The sequence below is a fragment of the Acetobacterium sp. KB-1 genome, assembly GCF_003260995.1.
Lineage (GTDB): Bacteria > Bacillota > Clostridia > Eubacteriales > Eubacteriaceae > Acetobacterium > Acetobacterium carbinolicum.
The window spans coordinates 2,311,088-2,329,981 of sequence record NZ_CP030040.1; the positions used below are offsets into that span (position 1 = coordinate 2,311,088).

The window sequence follows — 18,894 nt, forward strand, 5'->3', positions numbered from 1 at the left end:
GCAACGCTCTAATTTGTTTCATTCTTAAAATTTCTTTTCGCCATAATAAATGCTTGTTAAGACCTTATCCATCTTGGCTGCATCCATTTTAATTGGATTTCTCTGGGTGGAGCCCATCAGCGAATTTTTTAGTAACTCATCATAATTGGCTTTAAATTCTTCTTCCGGGATGCCAGCAGCCTGAAAGGAGCTGGGGATTTCGAAAGTTTTGTTGAGCTCTTTAATTTCATCGATAATGTTTTTCCCGATTAACCGGGATAGCTGTTCCAGTTCCTCGGCCACCTGCGGATCCTGCCCATTATATTCCAGTACATAGGGCAGAGCAATGGCATTTAGCAGTCCATGACTGGTACCAAAGCGCCCCCCAAAAGCATGGGCAATGCCATGGTCCATTCCCAGACCGGCATTTTGAAAGGCGAACCCGGCCAGACAGGAAAAGTTGTGAACATGCTGCCGACTTTTTATATCCCCGCTTTCAAAGGACTGGCGCAGATACTTAAGTAAACCTTCTACGGCCCCTTTTGCCATGGTTTTGGTGAAGTCATCGGCGCTTTTATTAATCATCGCTTCCAGACCATGGGTCAGGGCATCCATCCCCGATTCCACTATCACATCGGGTGGCATTGATAAAGTCAGTTCCCCATCTAAAATAGCCAGATCGGGAATAAAGGCCTTCGTTTTTAGCCCTATTTTAATATTTTCTTCCGGGAAGGTAATCACGGCTGCCCGGGTAACCTCAGAGGCCGTTCCGGAGGTTGAGGGAATCGCCACCAGTTTGATCCGCTCCCGTTTTTCCGGTGCCTGACCAGCCTTGATCGCTTCGATGGTTAACCCATTGTACTCGCACATCAGGGTCATGACCTTGGCAGCATCGAGAACCGAACCGCCACCAATGGCAATCACTACATCCGGATTAAACGCCTTCATCTTTAACAGACCCGCTTCTACATCACAAACGCTGGGGTTTGCTCCAATGCCGCTAAGGATATCATAATCCTTAGCAACTTCTTTTAAAAGGGCTTCGGCCCGTTTGATGGTCCCATTTCTAAATAAAGCGGTTCTTCCGGTTACGATAAAAAACCGTTGCCCCACTATCTCTCTAATGGTATCCAAGGTGCCGGGACCGGTTATGATCTCGTCTCCGCAAAACTTTAAACTGCTCACTTTATATCTACCCCCTTATCAAAATTGAGTGTAATCTTTGTCCCTTTTTTTTCTTCACTTTCAATGGTCATACCGGCATGGTGCTCATCGACAATCCAATTAGCAATCGACAAGCCCAGTCCCGTTCCACCCTCGGTTCGGGATCGGGCCTTGTCAACCCGATAAAACCGCTGCGTTACCTTTTCTATCTGATCTTTGGCAATCCCAATCCCCTGGTCGATAACCGCCACTGACACCCCCTGAAGCGTCTTCTTCCCAATAAGGCGAATACTGGTATTTTCACCGCTGTATTTAATCGCATTATCCAAAAGAATCACCAGTAACTGGGTAATCTGCTTTTCATCGCCGATAATGATCAGATCATCCTCCAGCTTGTTGCTAAAAGAAATTCCCTTTTTCCCGGCTAAAGGTGCCATTTTTTCACAAACCATCTTGATTATATAGGTTAAATCGACCGGTTCTCGCTGTACCATCATATCCCCGGAATCGGCCCGGGCTAAGAACATCAGATCTTCAACAATGTGCTGCATCCACTGGATCTCATCATAAGCGTTATTGATCCAGGTCAGCTGACTCTCCACACTTTCATCGGTGCTGGCTTTGACCACTTCCAGATTTGTCTGAATCACGGCAATCGGTGTCCGTAGCTCATGAGAAGCGTCGGCCAGAAATTCCTGTTGACGTTCGACACTTTTTTTAATCGGAATCAGAGAACGGCCAGACAAAAAATAGCCACCCAGAAAAGATAACGAGGCTCCGATCAGGATCGTAAATCCCACCATTTCCTGTGCATTTCCTAACAGTGATCGTTCCGACGCCATATTTTTCATGGCCTGAACAATTTTTAATTCACCATTTTTGTTGACCACCGCATAGGTGCAAATCTTATAATCCTTATCGCCTTGCTTATAATCGCTAATCAGATACTTTTCTTTGTTCTCTTCAAAATAGTGTTTCGAAATTTCTAGCAGCTTTGCTTCTTCAAGGGGAAGCAAGTAAGATTGATCCAGCACTTTAAACTGTTGATCAAAAATTATATAGGAGATATTATTCTGAACAAGACTACGGGCATACTCAAAATATCCCTGTTTTTCTTCTTCGGTCACCTCGTCTCCCGCTTCCTGTCGTTCCAGATATTCAATTTCATTGGCCAACTGGGAACAGTATATCTTAAGATTATTATTCACGTTTGTCTCCACATCCATACTCAAAACCACGTACAGAAAAACGGAAATAAATAATAGGAGTCCGATAAGGACTCCCGTATTCATAAGAGTAAGGTTGATCCGAAGTTTGTTAAGGCTTAACATTCTCCTTCTCCTTTAAAACATAACCCAATCCGCGGATGGTTTTTATATAGGTTTGCGAGGTGTCCAGCTTTTTTCTTAAATAATGGACATAGATTTCGACACTATTCTCCATCGCCAGGCTCTCGATCCCCCAGATCCGGTCCAAGATCTGTTCTTTTGAGATGATCATACCGGGATTCCGAATAAACATTTCCAGCAATTGGGCTTCCTTGGCAGTAAGCCGATTTAAGACCTCATCGACATACAATTCCCCGGAATTAATATTTAATGAAATGTTTGAAAAGTGAATCACATTATCCTGGTAAACCTCCCAGGGGCGACGGCCCAGGGCTCTTACCCGGGCAATCAACTCTTCTGTGACAAAGGGTTTAACCAGATAATCATCGGCACCCATATTTAGTCCGTTGACCTTGTCTTTGGTGTCATCCTTGGCGGTTAACAAAAGAATTGGTACATTCTTTCCCGCTTCCCGAATTGATCGCAGAATTTCCAAACCGGTCATTCCCGGCAGCATAATATCCAGGATAATGACATCGTAGACATCATTCTCACTGAGTAACTTGCCTTCGATCCCATCATTAACAACGTCAACTAATATTTTATTTTTTTCAAAAATCTTCCCCAATGCTGCGGCCAGGGGCTTTTCATCCTCAACTAAAAGAACACGCATGGTTTTTCTCCTCTATAGGTTGCTCTCATCCTTCTTTAGGTTACTCTCATCCTTCTTTTTTTCTGGAAACACCTCTTCTAGCAATTTTTCCATCGGAAGAACGGTTCCTTTAAAATCTGGTTCTTCAATGACCCGACGGCATTCCAGAAAAATCCGCACCGCTCCCTCATAATTCTCCAGAAAATTATCTGACTGAAGGACTTCCCGGTCCATCAAATGATAGATGAATAATCCCATAAAGTAGACCTTATCCGGCTCAATCTTCTTGAGATTCGCGTACTTGAAAAACGCCGAAAGCGCATTATCTTCTTTATCCAGAATTTCGCCGGCAATCCGCACCCATTCCTGAGATAGGGTCTCGGTGACCGCCTCTTTAAAAGCGACCCATAAAATCGCCCGAGCCACCGAATCTTCGACAATATTTAGCGAGTTTTGAACGGCTTCAGCCCCGCGGTTGAAGGCTTCAATAATTTTGGGAGCATAGGTGATCTGGCCTAGGGTATAGTTTTTTCTGAGCCCGGCATCGGTATCGATCAGTTTATTCAGCAGGATATCATCCTTTTTGAGTTCGGTTTGAATCACATACCACTCATCATAGATACAGTAGGGCAAAAATCCAAAATCATTAAAAATATGATTAATAATCCGCTGTACCTGGAGATATTTATCCCGCTTTCGCTGAACTTCTTTCTGTTTTTTGAGAAAGGTCTCCATCTGATAATAAAGGTTGTGTCGTTCAAAAAAACGTTCCATCTGGGCAATGGTTTCCGGTTCATCGCTATAAAAAATCAGTTCATCCAGTTCCCGCTGCTCTTCCCCCAGACTTCGGCCATTATTCATAATCAACTGTAAATACTGCTTGTCCTCATAGGTCACCCGGTTGCAGGGATGATAGAGCGGATTGGGGAAGGTTTCGGTATAGATAAAAAACACCTGATGACTCCGTCTAAAATAAATAATATAGCCCTTGGTGGTAAAAAATCCCCAACCCTTGTCACTGGGTTTATTACCATGCTTGATATGAAACCCTTCCGTGTAAAGACAATTTTTAAGGAGGTAGGTGACAATCTTTTCGTTATTGTCAATGCCCATGTTCCTCAGATTCTGTCGATAATAAGCCCAAAGCAGTTCAATAGCGGTGCCTTTGGGATCAAACAAAGCCTCCATGGAAAACATTTTTTGACTTTTTAAGTTTTTGACAATACACAAAAGTAAACAATCCAAATGGACTGCCTCGATAAATTCACCGGGTTTTATTTTTCCCAGATCTTCAACCACGCGGTCATTAAAATATTCCAGACTATCTTTTTTGAGCTTATCCTGAAGTTTCCCGGTCTTCTGATTAAACCGATCAATGGCGTTGGCCACTGAAAACAGCACACTTTCTGAAACAAGGGTCAGGACTACCTTTTTTTTCTTATCCCAGGGATAAAAAACATTTTTCAGGATCACTTCATTGATGATTTCTGATGATTGCACCTGATAATCGACCTGCACATCGCTGGGAATGGAAATATAAATCAGTTTGGGATTATCAAGGGTATCGATGATCAGGCCCCGGCGGCTCAAAAACACATTGGCTTTAATGAGTTCATCCTCAACGCCACAGTTAACTTCCACTTCTTCTAAAAATTGTTCGTTCTGGATCATATAGGCAATAAAATTTCGGGTGGTGTCGAGTCCCTGTTCAATTAAATTAGCTTCGAACCCGTAAAGCAGTAGAATATGGACGATCCGCACGATATCGCGTTGCCGGTCGACACCACGGCTTTCTTTGGCCCGAATAAAGGTCTGATTAAGAGGGGAGTTCAAATCATAGTAGTCTGGTGCTACCGAAAAGAGCGCCTCAACGGCCAGTAGAATCAACAGATCGACCTCGACTGAGACCATCCCATTTTTTTGAACATCCTTATTTTTCTTAAGGTTATTCATCATCCATTGGTGCATATCCTCTAATTTTTCAACACCCTTTTTTAAGATACTGTTACAGTCGCCGCAAAGGACATCATATTTTATACTTAATCTATCATTATCTAATTTATAATTTCTATCAAAAAAACCGATTGTTTTTCCACATTTATTACACGGTGTTTTCATTATTTACAATCCTTCCCTATCGTCCTGCTTACTTTTCTCTATATTCATGAATTATCACTTGCTTTTTTTACAGGCCATACCTATTGTATTGATGTCACTGTGTATAGTTTACCATAAAACTGGGCTTTTTACTCAAAAAAAATAAAAGAGCAAACTAAATTAAGGTTGCTCTTTTATCGCTTAAATTGGGTTTATTAAATCATCTCTACCGCATCAATGGTTCCGCCTCCAAGACAAATGTTGGCCTGATATAAAACCACTATCTGTCCTGGGGTTACCGCTTTTTGGGGTTGATCAAATTCAACATAAATCCGATCCTGAGTTACTCGCACCGTTACCGCCTGATCGGATTGACGATACCGGAATTTAGCGCTACACTTAAACGTTTTGGCTGGCGGATAACCCCCAACCCAATTCATTTCAATGGCTTCCAGAGATTTTGAGTACAAGGCCGGGTGAGTTTCCCCCTGGACGACGACCAATTCATTTTTATCTAAATCTTTACTGACCACAAACCAGGGCTCTCCGCTTCCTTCACCGCCGATCCCCAGGCCTTTTCGCTGCCCCAGAGTATAGTACATCAGTCCCTGATGGGTACCCTTCACATTACCGGCCAGATCAACGATTTTACCGGGCTGGGCGGGCAGGTACTGACTGAGAAACTTGGTAAAATTACGTTCACCGATAAAACAAATTCCCGTCGAATCTTTTTTCTCGGCGGTAACCAGATTGTTTTTGACCGCGATCTGGCGAACCTCATCTTTACAAAGATGTCCAATTGGAAACATCACATCGGCCAGTTCTTTTTGTCCCAGTTGGCACAGAAAATAGGTTTGATCCTTGTTATGATCAAAGGCCCGCTTTAACCGGTACTGTTCATTGACAAAATCGATTTGCGCATAATGACCGGTGGCCAGATAGTCGCCACCAACCACCTTTAGCGCATAATCCAAAAAGCGTTTGAATTTTATTTCCCGGTTACAGAGAACGTCCGGATTGGGCGTCCGCCCTTTTTTATATTCTTCCAGAAAATATGAAAAAACAGAGTCGTAGTATTCTTTGGCAAAATTCACGGTGTAGTAGGGAATATCAATAGCGTCGCATACCCGCCGCACATCATCATAGTCTTCCGTGGCTGTACATACCCCCGATTCATCCTGTTCTTCCCAGTTTTTCATGAAGACACCGATGACCTCGTAACCACGTTCTTTTAATAATAATGCTGCAACCGATGAATCAACCCCTCCAGACATACCCACAACGATTTTCATTTACATTTCCCCCTCTGATTTTTTCAACCAAAATCCACGTTAATTTTTATCAAACCATTTCTTTAGCCATTTTTTTTGCTAATTCATTTAAATCAATGACGTCCTGTTCGTCCGGCGTTCCCTTAATCATCAGGATCTCATCAATGGTGTCGACCTTTGCCTCGTTGATAAAATAATTAAAGTTTTTATCAGCTCCACCACTCCAGCTGTAGTTTGCAAAAAATCCAACCTTATGATTGTCAACTTTTATTTCACCCAATTTATAAAGCAAACTGGCCATTTTCGGAAAAATCTGTCCGTAGTAGGATGGCGCCCCTAAAAACAAACCTTTGTACTTCCAGATATCGGATATGATAAAGGAAATATCGGTTTTAGCCACATCATAAAGCTTTACCTCTTTGACGCCTTCGTTTTTTAAGGCAATGGCTAAAATTTCTGCTGATTTCTGGGTACAACCATACATCGAACCGTAGGCAATCACAACACCAGGAACCGTTTCCTTCTTGCTCATTTTGACGTACATATCCAGAATATGTCTGGGATTATCCCGCCAGATCAAGCCATGAGATGGACAAATCGTCCCCATTTCGACATCGCAAAGTTTGTTAAGTGCTTTTAAAGCCTGACTGGCCACCTTGCCAACAATACAGGCATAATAGCGACGGGTTGGTTCTTCAAAGGCTGCCAGATCATTTTCATCATCAAAAATGCTGCCCTCTGGCGTTTTAAAGCTGCCAAAAATATCCATGGAAAAGAGCACCTTGTCATTAATATCATAGGTAACCATGGATTCCGGCCAATGAACCATCGGAGTCATGAAAAATTGGAGGGTGTGTTTTCCCAGACACAACGTATCGCCATCACACACCTCATGAAGATTTTCGGTGATCTTATAAAAATTGTTCATAATCGGGAACGTTTTTTTGTTTCCGACAATGACCAAATCCGGATATTCTGCCAACAAATCAGTAATTCCACTGGAATGATCGGGCTCCATATGATTGACAATCAGGTAATCCACCTTTTTATCGCCTATAATGGATTTAATCTTTTCTATATACTCATCAGCTTTGATGGTTTTAACCGTGTCAATAATGGCCACTTTTTCATCATTGATCACATACGCATTATAAGAAACGCCGTCCTGATCAATTGGCCATAGTCCTTCAAAAAGTGTCGTCTGATAATCATTCGCGCCTACCCAAAATATATCGTCTTTAATTTTTACTGCATTCATGTTATTTCCCCACTTTCCTTATGTTTTCTCGACCTTAAATATAACCTTAAATAGAAAATATTTCAAGAGCAAAAAAAATGATCACCCCATACCACTTACGCGAATAAGACCAAGTTGAGCCTTTGTATGGGGTGTGAGGATGGTCAAAAAATAAAAAAGAGGTGCTCGACACACCTCTTTTTTAAGAAAATTAAGAAAGGAAATTAAAACGTTTTCACACCATGGGCTTATTATAACCGATTACATTTTAAAAATCCAGTACTTTTTTCTATTTTTTGTGCATTACTTTAGTTTTCTCCCACTTTCTGTCTTTGTTACTTAACAAAAGCTTAGTATAAATTTTACCCTCCATTCCGTTTACAGTTTTTTTGAAGCTATGCTATAATGACGATGATTAACACATTTATCTGAAGTGAAAGGAGCTGGTAAAATGATTGAAACAAAGGATTCTGTCTCTTCAACCGATTCGCAATGGACTGAAAAAGAAATTAAAGAAGAATTGCGTCGATTATTCCTGGGTGGAGATGACTGGAATAAGGAAGCTTGTATGGGATACTTTCTAAAAACCTGCCAACGCACAAATCTGGACATCAAAACGACTCAAACTCTGGCAATCGCCCTCTATCATTTATTTGATGAACTAACCGTAAGCGATGCAAAAAAATTCTACTACAACGAATGTCACGCCATTTTATCCGGGCGTAATCATATTTAGTCTCAGTACAATCAAGGACATTCTCAGACTTCTGAGAATGTCCTTTTCTTTTACATGCTGGAGTATACCGAATAGACATCAAACACCGGCAACATAATCGCCGCCAGAATAAACAGCACCAGCCCGCCAAAAATCAGCAGAATAAGCGGCTCCAACGCTGTATGCAGCAACTGAATTCTGGACTTAACCTCGTCTGCATAAATAAGATTCAACGTTGCCAGCACTTCCGGCATCGATCCGGATGCTTCGCCAATGGCGACCAACTGGCTAAAAAGGCCGGGAAACGCCTCACTTTCTGCCATTCCCTGACTCAGACTTTTGCCGCTTACTACTTTTTCCCGGAGCACCATCAATTCTTTTTTGAGATACCGATTATTGGTAGCACCCTCCAAACGCTTTAATGCTGCCAGCAGGTCGATTCCACTTGCCAGAAACATTCCCAGGGTTGTGGCGATTCTCTCCAGACACCGTTTGTGACTCAGACTTCCAAAGAACGGAAGTCTTATTTTTAGCCAGTCCCGCCAATTTGCCACCGCGTCGATTTCTAACAAAAGCATCGCTCCCGCTACAAATCCCGCCAGAATCAAAAGAACGATCGACCAACCGCCGCTTGATCCGTGACTCAGTCCCATCAAAAACCGGGTTGGTCCTGGCAGCTCCGCATTCATTACCGTAAACATGTCTGCAAAGGTCGGAAGTACCATCGTGATTAAAAAGACCAATACCAGTACAAACACAATGCTCAGGATGATGGGATAGAAGAGGATCTGCTGAAGCTGCCGACGATTTTTTTCTTCACTTTCAAAATGCTCGGCCATTTTAAAAAGAACGGTATTGAGATTTCCACTCATCTCTCCGGCTTCAACCATAAAAACAAACAAGGACGGAAATGACTTGGGATAAGCAATCATTGCTTGAGAAAGGCTCGCTCCGGATTGGATGCGGTTGCCAACCCCGGAAATATCTTGGGCAAATCCCTTATCTTTTGTCTCCTCACGAATAAGTTCCAAACATTTCAGAATTGGAATCCCCGCGTTTAACATGATGTAAAACTGTCTGCAGAAGCGGCTAAAAGAATCATCAGTTACCGAACGAATCCGAATATTAAATTCTTTATTTAGAAATCCTTCGGACTTCTTTTTTTCTTTGATTTCCAGCACAATCAGATTTCTAGTCTGAAGGTGCAGGGCGACCTCCCGGAGAGTTTGCCCCGCAACCATTCCGGTGATGGTCTCTCCCCGCCGGTCTTTTGCTTTATAAATAAACTGTTTTTCCATTATTCCACCCTAACGATGCCATTCATTTTCAAAGGCTAAGATCTCCAAACCCTGAGAAATTGACGTTTCACCCTGTAAAAGATGACGTTTCAAGGACTCTTCAATGGGCTTAAACCCTTCTTCAATGGCGACTTTTCGAATGCCGTCATAATCCGCACCTTTACTGATGGCCTCCCGGATCTTTCTGCTAACTTTCATCACTTCCTGAACAGCAATTCGCCCCAGATACCCGGTTCCATGACAAAGGGAACAGCCCTCCGGATAGAAAAGCTCAATCTCCTGGTCCGCCATTCCCAGTAATCCTTTTTCGAACGCCGTTGCGAAGCTTTTCTTTTTACAATTAGGGCACAAACGTTTAATCAGCTTTTGAGAAATCACACCTCTTAATGCCGCTGACAACAGATATAAGGGAATCTTCATATCCATTAGGCGATTGATCGACGCAATGGCGTTGTTTGTATGAAGTGTTGATAATACCAAATGCCCGGTAATTGCTGCCCTAGTCGCAATTTCGGCCGTATCTTCATCTCGGATTTCCCCGACCATAATCACATTGGGATCTTGTCTTAAAATAGCTCTCAGCCCGTTGGCAAAGTTAAGCCCCGTTTTTTCGCTGACCTGAATCTGGTTGATATCTTCCATTTGGAACTCCACCGGATCTTCAATGGTGATGATATTCTGCGTTCGGGAGTCCATGCCGTTGAGCAGGCTATACAAAGTTGTTGATTTTCCACTTCCCGTCGGTCCACAGATCAGAACCATCCCGTGGGGTGCTTTAATTATTTCTTTTAACACTTGTTTTTGTTGATTGGAAAAGCCCAGCTCATCAATTGATATTAAAAATTTTTTTTCATCCAGCAGGCGTAAGACGATCTTCTCCCCATGAATGGTCGGAATAATCGATAAACGGACATCAATTTGGCGACCCTCATGATTGGTTGTGAACGCACCATCCTGAGGATGACGATGCTCGGCAATATCGCAGCCTGCCAGTATTTTCAGGCGGGTAATGACGCCTCTCCAAGTCTCTTTACTTAGCTGACCAATGGGTTTTAAGACGCCATCAATACGAAACCGCACTTGTACCTTCTGGGGAAAGACTTCTACATGAATATCACTGGCACCCCGGGAAACACCCTCATCAATCAGATCGTTCACGAGGGTGATTATACTTGGTTCCAAGGTGAGTTCTTTCTGTTCTCGATGTTTTATTAACACCGCGCGATCCTGATTGACATACTCTTGATGATAGTATTTCTCAATTAACCCCAGGGTGCAACTTTTTTCGGCAACCAGTATTTTTAGTCGTTTTTCAGCAATCCGCTTGATCCTGCGGATTGTTTCTTCATGGGATGGATCCGCCATAACCACGGTCAATTGATCATCATTTTCCTGATTCAATGGAAAAACCAGATGTTTCTTGGCCTGCTCCTTCGAAAAAAAGCTCAAAGCCCGAAGATCTAAGGCATCTTTTAAGGGATCATAGCGTTCAAACCCCCACTCATTATGAAAAATCAGTACAATTTCCGCCTCTGTAATAATACGGTCTCTTACCAGTACATCTAGAATTGAGTTTTTTGACCGCTTTGCTTCATCAATTCGCTCAGCTATGTTTTGTCGGGTAATCATCTTGTTTTTGAGAAGCATTTCCAAAACCAACATATTTTCCTTCATCACGCCTCCTAATGACTAGAGCTTTTTCGTTTATCTAATAATTGCAGTATAAATGATTTAGAAATAAATATCCAGCACTACATAGATTTCCAAACGGACTTTGTTAAAGAAGACTTTTATTGCCACAGCAACCTAACTTATCGAATCTGATTCAAGTCTTAAGGCCAAACACTGTTATTGCAAATTACCGCCTGATTATATATAATAAGCGGAGTTACATCCATTTAAAACTATTAGATCAGGAGATATCCTATGAACATCGTAATTGCCGGTGCTGGCAAGGTTGGTGAAGTTCTCTGTAGCGATCTTGCCAGAGAAAATCACAATATCATGCTCATTGAACTCAATGAAACACGCCTGGATCAATTTATCAACTCATATGACATTAGCGGTATTCATGGTAATGGCGCTATGTTTGACATTCAGACAGAAGCCGGGGTCGATACCTGCGACGTATTTATCGCTGTCACCCGCAATGATGAAACGAACATTATTGCGGCGATTACGGCCCGCAAACTTGGCGCAAAATTTACCATCGCCCGGGTTCGTGATCCCGAATATTCAAAACAAATGACCTTTCTACGAGAAATCTTAGGTATCACCTTAATTATTAATCCAGAACTGGAAGCCGCTCAAGAAATAACCCGTACGCTCCTTTTTCCTTCTGCATTGCATGTGGAAGCCTTTGAGCATGGACGGGTGAACATGATCGAGGTGGTTCTAAAAGAGGGCACTCCGCTGGTTGGTTTACCGCTCAAAGACCACAACGGCCGTTTCGGCGACGTGGTGATCTGTATTGTTATTCGGGATGATCATGTGATGATCCCCGACGGTGAAACAATCCTTCGAGCCGAGGATCACGTCATGGTTACAGGCAGTCCTGGCGACGTTCGGATTTTTAGCAAACACTGCCAACCCGACCTGGTTAAAATCAACTCCACTGTGATTATCGGCGGCGGTAAGCTGACCGACTATCTTTTATCCCGGCTCATAAAAATGCGGATGATTATCAAGGTTATCGAAATTGATGCCGATAACGCTGACCGACTTGCGATTAAATATCCCCAAAGCGAAATTATTTTTGGTGATGGAACCAAACAGGCCTTTCTAAATGAAGAACACTTTTCTGAATATGATTCGGTTATTGCCTTAACCGGGGTTGATGAGGAGAACATCCTGATTTCAATTTACGCCTCCCGCATGGGGGTAAAAAAAACAATTACCAAGGTAAATCGGACCGATTTGCTAAAGGTACTAGATAATGTTGGACTTCAATCGATTATCACGCCTCAACGACTTATCGCCAACCACATTATTCGTTTTATTCGCTCCATCGAAAATTCTCAGGGTTCTACCGTCAGTGCTTTTTATCGCTTGCTGGATGGTCGGGTTGAGGTTCTACAGTTTAAGGTCAAGGAATCCTGTTGTGAAATTGCTATTCCACTTGTTGAACTACAAACCAAACCAGGACTGCTGATTGCCTGTATTATTCGTGATGGAAAAATTATCTATCCTAAAGGCACGAGTCGGATTTTACCCCATGATGATGTTATTGTCGTCACCACCACGCATAAAAATTTCCAGGACATTGATGATATTTTTGAAAAGAACCGAGGCCGCCAATGAATGGGAAAATGGTCGGTTACGTTCTCAGTCGAATCTTGTTTATTAATGCCCTGCTGATGATTCCAGCGCTGCTTGTTGCGCTTATTTATAAAGAAGGCTGGCAAGGTTTATCCCCGTTTCTTCTTAGCATTGGGATCACTGGTGGTTGTGGGTTCCTGATCGGTTTTCGCAAACCCTCAAATACTGACTTTTTTGCTCGAGAAGGGCTGGTGCTTGTTGCTTTATCCTGGATCGCACTATCGTTTTTTGGAAGTCTTCCCTTTTTACTAAGCGGTGCTATCCCCAATCCCATCGATGCGTTTTTTGAAACCGCCAGTGGTTTCTCAACCACTGGTGCTAGTATTTTAACCAATATTGAATCACTTTCTCATTCGCTTTTGTGGTGGCGGAGCTTTACCCACCTGATTGGTGGAATGGGCGTTCTTGTTCTGGCTTTGGCGGTTATGCCCAAAATCGAATCCGGTGATGTCTTTATTATGCGCGCCGAAGTTCCCGGCCCGACCTTTGGTAAGGTACGAACCAAGCTTCGGAGTTCTGCCCGAATTCTCTACGTTATTTATTTATCCATGACGGCTGTGTTGGTTTTATTACTAGCCTTGGGCGGGATGCCCCTCTTTGACAGTTTTATCCATGCTTTTGGCACCGCCGGCACCGGGGGATTTAGCAATAAGGCAGCCTCCATTGCCTATTACAATAGCACTTATATTGATTACGTGCTAGCCATCAGCATGATTCTCTTTGGCATCAATTTTAATTTGTATTATGCTCTATTTTTTATGCGAATGAAAAATATTCTAAAAAACGAAGAGCTCCGATGGTATCTGGGCTTTATCGCTTTTGCTGTGCTACTAATCTGCCTGAATGTCCGCCATTTGTATTCGTCAATTGATCTTCTTGTCCGGGATGTCTTTTTTACGGTTGCCACGATTATTACGACCACTGGCTACGCCACCGCCAATTTTGATGTCTGGCCGGTTTTTTCCAAGGTTATTCTCCTCTTTTTGATGTTCGTTGGGGGCATGGCCGGCTCAACCGCTGGCGGCATCAAGGTCAGTCGAATTGCTATTTATATTAAAACAACCATCCAAGAAATTCGTGTCAATGTCAGCCCTAACCGACGGCTACCGATCTTGTTTGAAGGCAAGTCTATAGGTCCGGTTCTCAGCCGACAGACCAGTGTGTATTTGATTACTTACACGTTTATGTTTGTTATCTTTCTGATTATCACCTCCCTATCGGCACCCAATTTCACCACCGCTTTCACTGCCGTGGCTGCCACCTTTAACAATATTGGTCCCGGACTGGATGCTGTTGGGCCAGCGGGAAATTATGCTGGTTTTAATAATCTGACCAAATTTTCACTAAGTCTGGTGATGATTATGGGCCGATTAGAAATCTTCCCGATTCTGGTTCTGCTTAGTCCTAGAACCTGGCGACGAGGATAGCTACCAAATTTTAAGACAAAAACCCCTGAAACCATGGTTTCAGGGGTTTTTGCTGACTATTTTACATATCGAATTAAACTTCACTGATTCGAACGTCGAGTTCCCAAGCTCATCTTTCGTTTCTTCTCATCATTTTAAATTCTTACGCTGTATTTATCAACAATCATTTTTGAGCCGGTGTTCCGTTCTCAAACAATCCATCATAGAGCAAATTACCAGCTTCATCGTAGTATTTTCCATCGCCATTCCAAACACTGCAACGATATTCACCTTCATATTTCACATTTCCGTTCTCATAGTGTTCTTTTCCGAAACCATCAAATTCCATATATCCTTTTAAATTTCCTTTAACTCGAACCTCACCATTTTTATGGTAATATTTACCCTGTTCGGACAGCAAGCCATTAAAAAAATCACCTTCTGCGATAACTTTTTTATCCTCGTACTTTTTACCTTTTATCCAACCGTCCTTTAGTCGAAAACCTTCAACATAGTCTCCATATGAACAACGTTCTCTGACCAACACTTTTTTATCTTTAATTTTCATGCTTATAAACATCCCTTTCGTTTCACTCAAGGTACAAAACTTACTGCAACATCTTATCTTAAACGTTATTCTTTGTTTTATAATTAATCAATAACCGTTAACTACACCATCCGCAAATTTTGTTTGAGGCATATTATTAAGGGTAACTTTCAAATGATAGCAAATCTTATAACGACACGATTTTATTAAAGTTGTATCAGCTATTTAAAAATAAACCAGGAGGTAAAACAATGAGTATGATTACGATGAACGATGGTACGCAGATTTATTATAAGGACTGGGGTACCGGGCAACCGATAGTCTTTAGCCACGGTTGGCCACTTAATGCTGACAGTTGGGAATCTCAGATGCTGTTCCTGGCCTCAAAGGGCTATCGATGCATCGCCCATGACCGACGTGGCCATGGACGATCAAGCCAACCCTGGGATGGCAACGAGATGGACACCTATGCCGATGACCTCTCAGAAATCATCGAAGCCCTTGACCTGAAGAGCATTGTTCTGATTGGCTTTTCCGCCGGCGGTGGTGAAGTCGCCCGCTATATCGGACGCCACGGCACAAAGCGGGTAGCCAAGGCTGCGTTAATTGCCGCCGTCCCCCCGCTGATGCTAAAAACAGATGCTAATCCCAGTGGTTTGCCGATTGAGGCTTTTGACGAGATTCGCCTTGGCTCCATTGCTGATCGTTCGCAGTTCTACAAAGATCTTGCCAGTGGCCCATTCTTCGGGGCTAATCGGACCGGTTCAAAGGTTTCTCAAGGCATGATTGACTCTTTCTGGCTTCAGGGGATGCAAGCCGGCAGCAAAAACACCTTCGACTGCATCAAGGCCTTCTCCGAAACTGATTTCACTGAAGACCTCAAAAAGTTTGATGTGCCAACGCTAATCATTCACGGCGATGATGACCAGATTGTTCCCATCGGTGCGGCAGCGCTCGCCTCTTCAAAGATCATCAAGCACGCCAGCCTGAAGATCTACCCGGGTGCACCTCACGGTCTCGCTTATACACATAAGGATCAACTTAATACGGATCTTTTGGCGTTCGTTCAGAGCCGCTGATTTTTAAAATGGAGAAATGATAATATGCAAACCGGAATAAAATAGGCACACCAGAATTCCAGCACCAGAATTCCAATGAGACCGCTGCCAGCCATATCCGAACTAAAAATTCCCATCATCGGAATAACCAGACAACTGATTGCAAAAAGACCGTGAACCAGTAGAAGAACCTTCAGCGCCTTATCTGCTTTTGACTCCGCTTTAAAAGACAGCGCAATAAAAAAGGTGGTTAAGGCCATAAATCCATATCCCAGTAAATTATAGCTAAAAAACAATCCGAATTTCTGGTAATCAAGTATCTGGGCTATAGGCAGGCTGAGATTCGCCAGCCGCACCACCGTTAATTGGGCAAAATATACAATCATAATGAGGGTGCCATAGATGGCGGCAAAAACTAGCGCCGTATAACTGACAGCTTTTGATTCTTTTTCTGAATCGGCAACAAATGCGCCAATCATCGGGATAAACCCCCAGGCGATAAACATACTGGCCAGATAACTAACCGAACTATTCCCCACGATCATGGATACTGCAAAGACTACAACGGCCGCCAGCGTGACAAGAGACGCGTACATTCCTGTTTTGTTATTCATCTTCTCCCTCTTCTTAGTTATTTCTGCTAATCATCCTGGGGATGTTTTCGTACCATATCGACAATCCACTTCGCTTCCGGAACAGCAATCTGAGGATAGCTCACCAAAGCTTCGGCAACACCATGAATCGCTCCCCAGAAGGCCAATGATAGTGAAAGGGGATCGCCTGGTCGAATACTTCCCTGCGTTTGGCCTTTTTCTATTAGTTTTGCGGTCTCATAAACCGAGGTCGAAGCGGAAAGCGGTGCCTTCGATTCCTCTGGTATCCAATGGGAGGTCAGTGCCTGATTGGCCAGCATAAAAATTTTTGCCGCCTTGGTTGAGTCCCGGAACGCCTGAAGAATTACTGCTGTCATTTGTTCGAAAAATTCGATCGGGGAGATGGATTTCTCCATCAGCGTTTCTGTTAAATCCAATCCTTCCTCAGCGATTTTCAACAATTCTTCCAAAATAGCTTGCTTGGTGGGAAAATAATGAAAGAGAAGTCCCACACTTACCTCCGACCGTTTGGCAATATCCCGGACAGTGGTACCGTGATAGCCCTTGTATACAAATAAATCCAGGCTGCTTAATAAAATCGCCTGTCTTCGTTTTTCCGTTTGTTCCGCCCGATTTCCCATCCGTGATCACCTCGTTATTTTATTGATCATTTGCTCAACAAAATAATATATCAAGTCAAACCTCTTGTCAATAATTATTGATCATTTGCTCAATAATAAGTTCAGTATTTTTTATATTAATCCTTTTAACGATCTTTTACGGTTTTAACCTCACATTCCACTTCATAAAAATCATTAATTATGCAATCCACTTCTTTCATATCTTCGAAAATCGCCTGTCTATCTTTGGGTGAAATTGCGATAATCTTTCCAATTCCGGCTTTATATGCTGACTGTATTCCAGAGATCGCATCCTCGATCACGACACAATTTTGGGCGTCAACTTGTATCATTTTAGCCGCTTTTATATAAATATCGGGGTTTGGTTTTCCTTTTATCGTTCCGTCATTGTAAATGATTTTGTCATTATCAAACCACTTATTTAATTGAAATTCTTTTCTGTAAAAATCAACATTGACTTTTGTTGATGCCGTTGCAATTGTTCTTGGGATATTATGCTTTTTTAAATTATCCAACAACCGGATCGCGCCAGGTGCTAATTTAAAATTTACCGCATCTTCGGTACATAGTTTGCGATAAATAATTTCCTTTTTTTCCGACAAGTCATCAATTACATCTACCGATAAACTTTTTTCGAGAAAATACCCTAATATAAAGTCATTGTTACGCCCGTGTACATATTGCAAAAATTCGCTGTCACTAATCTCTCTATTGCACAATTCTTTGATAAATATCCGCCATGCTAACTCATGTTTGTCCGAATCCCAAAACAACGTACCATTAAAATCAAAAATTAAACCAATTTTGTTTATACCTGAATCCAAGATATTCATTGTGTCTCCTCTCCTTCAATTCTAAACTATTTTTCGCGCTTTGAAAAAATGCTGGTTCTGTTGAGGTCCAGGGTTTTTGAGGTAAGTATGATAAGAAACTCTTCAAGGGATGCCAGAAAAGCTAAAATCCCCGTTATGATGAGCAGATTATTGCCCCAAAAAGGATAGACTAACGGGCAGAAAAAGAAAAATAGGCCCGATAATTTATTAGCGATCGTATGAATAAATAATATCTTTCTAAATTTTATTTTTGAAAACACGGCATTTCCAATTCGCAGGATGAAAACAATAATAATTCCGGCAAATATCAGCATCGTGATTTGATTTTGCTTTATCACCGTAATGATGATCATACCGCTCAAAAACAAGTCTGCAATGCTGTCCAGCTTTGCCCCAAGCAAGGTTTCACTGCCGATTCTCCGGGCTATATAGCCATCCAACAGATCCGTTAAGCCGCATATCAGGTATACCAGGATAAAAAGAACACTGCGAAAGTCAATCAATAACAAACCGAGAGATAAAAAAATTCGACATGAAGTTATTATGTTGGGTATGTACGCTTTTTTCATACGTTATATCCTTTGCTCGACACGTTGTGTGTTTTTTTGCGGCTTGCGACACCGTAATCGCAATTACTTTAATTTTAACTGGACTTATCATCCAACACCAGTCCAGGCCCAAAAACACGTTGTGATCAAGATGCTTGGAAAGCTCTGTGGAAGTGACTGTTTTGCCCGTTCCGATCGTGTCTCTGACT

At 42.4% G+C, this 18,894-nt stretch carries 17 protein-coding genes; 4 read left to right on the forward strand and 13 right to left on the reverse strand.

All coding sequences use genetic code 11. The annotated features are described in order from the left end of the window. Nucleotides 1–24: 24 nt before the first annotated feature. From DOZ58_RS10735 to DOZ58_RS10760, 6 genes are all read right to left on the reverse strand, one after another. Entirely contained in the window at nucleotides 25–1,164 is a 1,140-nt protein-coding gene (locus tag DOZ58_RS10735) for an iron-containing alcohol dehydrogenase (RefSeq protein WP_111888274.1), read from the reverse strand. Then, the gene (locus DOZ58_RS10740) at nucleotides 1,161–2,435 is read right to left on the reverse strand and encodes a cell wall metabolism sensor histidine kinase WalK (protein WP_242988477.1); all 1,275 of its coding nucleotides are present in this window, start codon (nucleotides 2,433–2,435) and stop codon (nucleotides 1,161–1,163) included. The genes DOZ58_RS10735 and DOZ58_RS10740 overlap by 4 nt, the downstream gene beginning before the upstream one ends. A gap of 25 nt (nucleotides 2,436–2,460) precedes the next feature. Next, nucleotides 2,461–3,144 carry a response regulator transcription factor gene (locus DOZ58_RS10745; protein WP_111888276.1) on the reverse strand — a complete coding sequence of 228 codons (684 nt, stop codon included), beginning with the start codon at nucleotides 3,142–3,144 and terminating at the stop codon, nucleotides 2,461–2,463. Nucleotides 3,145–3,156: 12 nt separating this feature from the next. Further along, nucleotides 3,157–5,241: a hypothetical protein gene (locus DOZ58_RS10750; protein ID WP_111888277.1), complete on the reverse strand. Its 2,085-nt coding sequence runs from the start codon at nucleotides 5,239–5,241 to the stop codon at nucleotides 3,157–3,159. A 194-nt stretch (nucleotides 5,242–5,435) separates the two neighbouring features. Then, nucleotides 5,436–6,512, reverse strand: coding sequence for a tRNA 2-thiouridine(34) synthase MnmA (mnmA, locus tag DOZ58_RS10755; RefSeq protein WP_111888278.1), 1,077 nt, complete (start codon nucleotides 6,510–6,512; stop codon nucleotides 5,436–5,438). A gap of 49 nt (nucleotides 6,513–6,561) precedes the next feature. Then, on the reverse strand, nucleotides 6,562–7,749 hold the full coding sequence (locus DOZ58_RS10760) for an FprA family A-type flavoprotein (RefSeq protein WP_111888279.1): 1,188 nt from the start codon (nucleotides 7,747–7,749) through the stop codon (nucleotides 6,562–6,564). A gap of 430 nt (nucleotides 7,750–8,179) precedes the next feature. Between DOZ58_RS10760 and DOZ58_RS10765 the strand changes: the two genes are divergently transcribed. After that, nucleotides 8,180–8,464: a hypothetical protein gene (locus DOZ58_RS10765; RefSeq protein ID WP_111888280.1), complete on the forward strand. Its 285-nt coding sequence runs from the start codon at nucleotides 8,180–8,182 to the stop codon at nucleotides 8,462–8,464. A 50-nt stretch (nucleotides 8,465–8,514) separates the two neighbouring features. Here DOZ58_RS10765 and DOZ58_RS10770 read toward each other — a convergent pair whose 3' ends face one another. Both DOZ58_RS10770 and DOZ58_RS10775 read right to left on the reverse strand, forming a co-directional pair. Further along, a complete protein-coding gene (locus DOZ58_RS10770) occupies nucleotides 8,515–9,741 on the reverse strand; it encodes a type II secretion system F family protein (protein ID WP_111888281.1) in 1,227 nt (408 codons plus the stop codon). Nucleotides 9,742–9,750: 9 nt separating this feature from the next. Beyond that, complete coding sequence (locus tag DOZ58_RS10775) at nucleotides 9,751–11,415, reverse strand: GspE/PulE family protein (protein WP_111888282.1); 1,665 nt, start codon at nucleotides 11,413–11,415, stop codon at nucleotides 9,751–9,753. 252 nt (nucleotides 11,416–11,667) lie between these two features. On the opposite strand from DOZ58_RS10775, the gene trkA reads away from it, so the two are divergent. Both trkA and DOZ58_RS10785 read left to right on the forward strand, forming a co-directional pair. Further along, a complete protein-coding gene (gene trkA / locus DOZ58_RS10780) occupies nucleotides 11,668–13,041 on the forward strand; it encodes a Trk system potassium transporter TrkA (protein ID WP_111888283.1) in 1,374 nt (457 codons plus the stop codon). Continuing rightward, on the forward strand, nucleotides 13,038–14,486 hold the full coding sequence (locus DOZ58_RS10785) for a TrkH family potassium uptake protein (RefSeq protein ID WP_111888284.1): 1,449 nt from the start codon (nucleotides 13,038–13,040) through the stop codon (nucleotides 14,484–14,486). Before trkA ends, DOZ58_RS10785 begins: the two co-directional genes overlap by 4 nt. 163 nt (nucleotides 14,487–14,649) lie before the next feature. Here the strand turns inward: DOZ58_RS10785 and DOZ58_RS10790 are convergent, their stop codons facing one another. After that, nucleotides 14,650–15,033, reverse strand: coding sequence for a toxin-antitoxin system YwqK family antitoxin (locus DOZ58_RS10790; RefSeq protein ID WP_111888285.1), 384 nt, complete (start codon nucleotides 15,031–15,033; stop codon nucleotides 14,650–14,652). 230 nt (nucleotides 15,034–15,263) lie between these two features. Here DOZ58_RS10790 and DOZ58_RS10795 point away from each other — a divergent pair, with 230 nt between their 5' ends. After that, entirely contained in the window at nucleotides 15,264–16,091 is an 828-nt protein-coding gene (locus DOZ58_RS10795; RefSeq protein WP_111888286.1) for an alpha/beta fold hydrolase, read from the forward strand. Here DOZ58_RS10795 and DOZ58_RS10800 read toward each other — a convergent pair. From DOZ58_RS10800 to DOZ58_RS10815, 4 genes are all read right to left on the reverse strand, one after another. Then, entirely contained in the window at nucleotides 16,079–16,684 is a 606-nt protein-coding gene (locus DOZ58_RS10800; RefSeq protein WP_242988478.1) for a hypothetical protein, read from the reverse strand. The genes DOZ58_RS10795 and DOZ58_RS10800 overlap by 13 nt on opposite strands. Before the next feature lie 26 nt (nucleotides 16,685–16,710). Continuing rightward, entirely contained in the window at nucleotides 16,711–17,304 is a 594-nt protein-coding gene (locus tag DOZ58_RS10805; protein WP_111888287.1) for a TetR/AcrR family transcriptional regulator, read from the reverse strand. Nucleotides 17,305–17,429: 125 nt separating this feature from the next. Next, nucleotides 17,430–18,137, reverse strand: coding sequence for an HAD family phosphatase (locus DOZ58_RS10810; RefSeq protein WP_204355391.1), 708 nt, complete (start codon nucleotides 18,135–18,137; stop codon nucleotides 17,430–17,432). A gap of 26 nt (nucleotides 18,138–18,163) precedes the next feature. Continuing rightward, a complete protein-coding gene (locus DOZ58_RS10815; RefSeq protein ID WP_111888288.1) occupies nucleotides 18,164–18,706 on the reverse strand; it encodes a CDP-alcohol phosphatidyltransferase family protein in 543 nt (180 codons plus the stop codon). Nucleotides 18,707–18,894 lie beyond the last annotated feature (188 nt).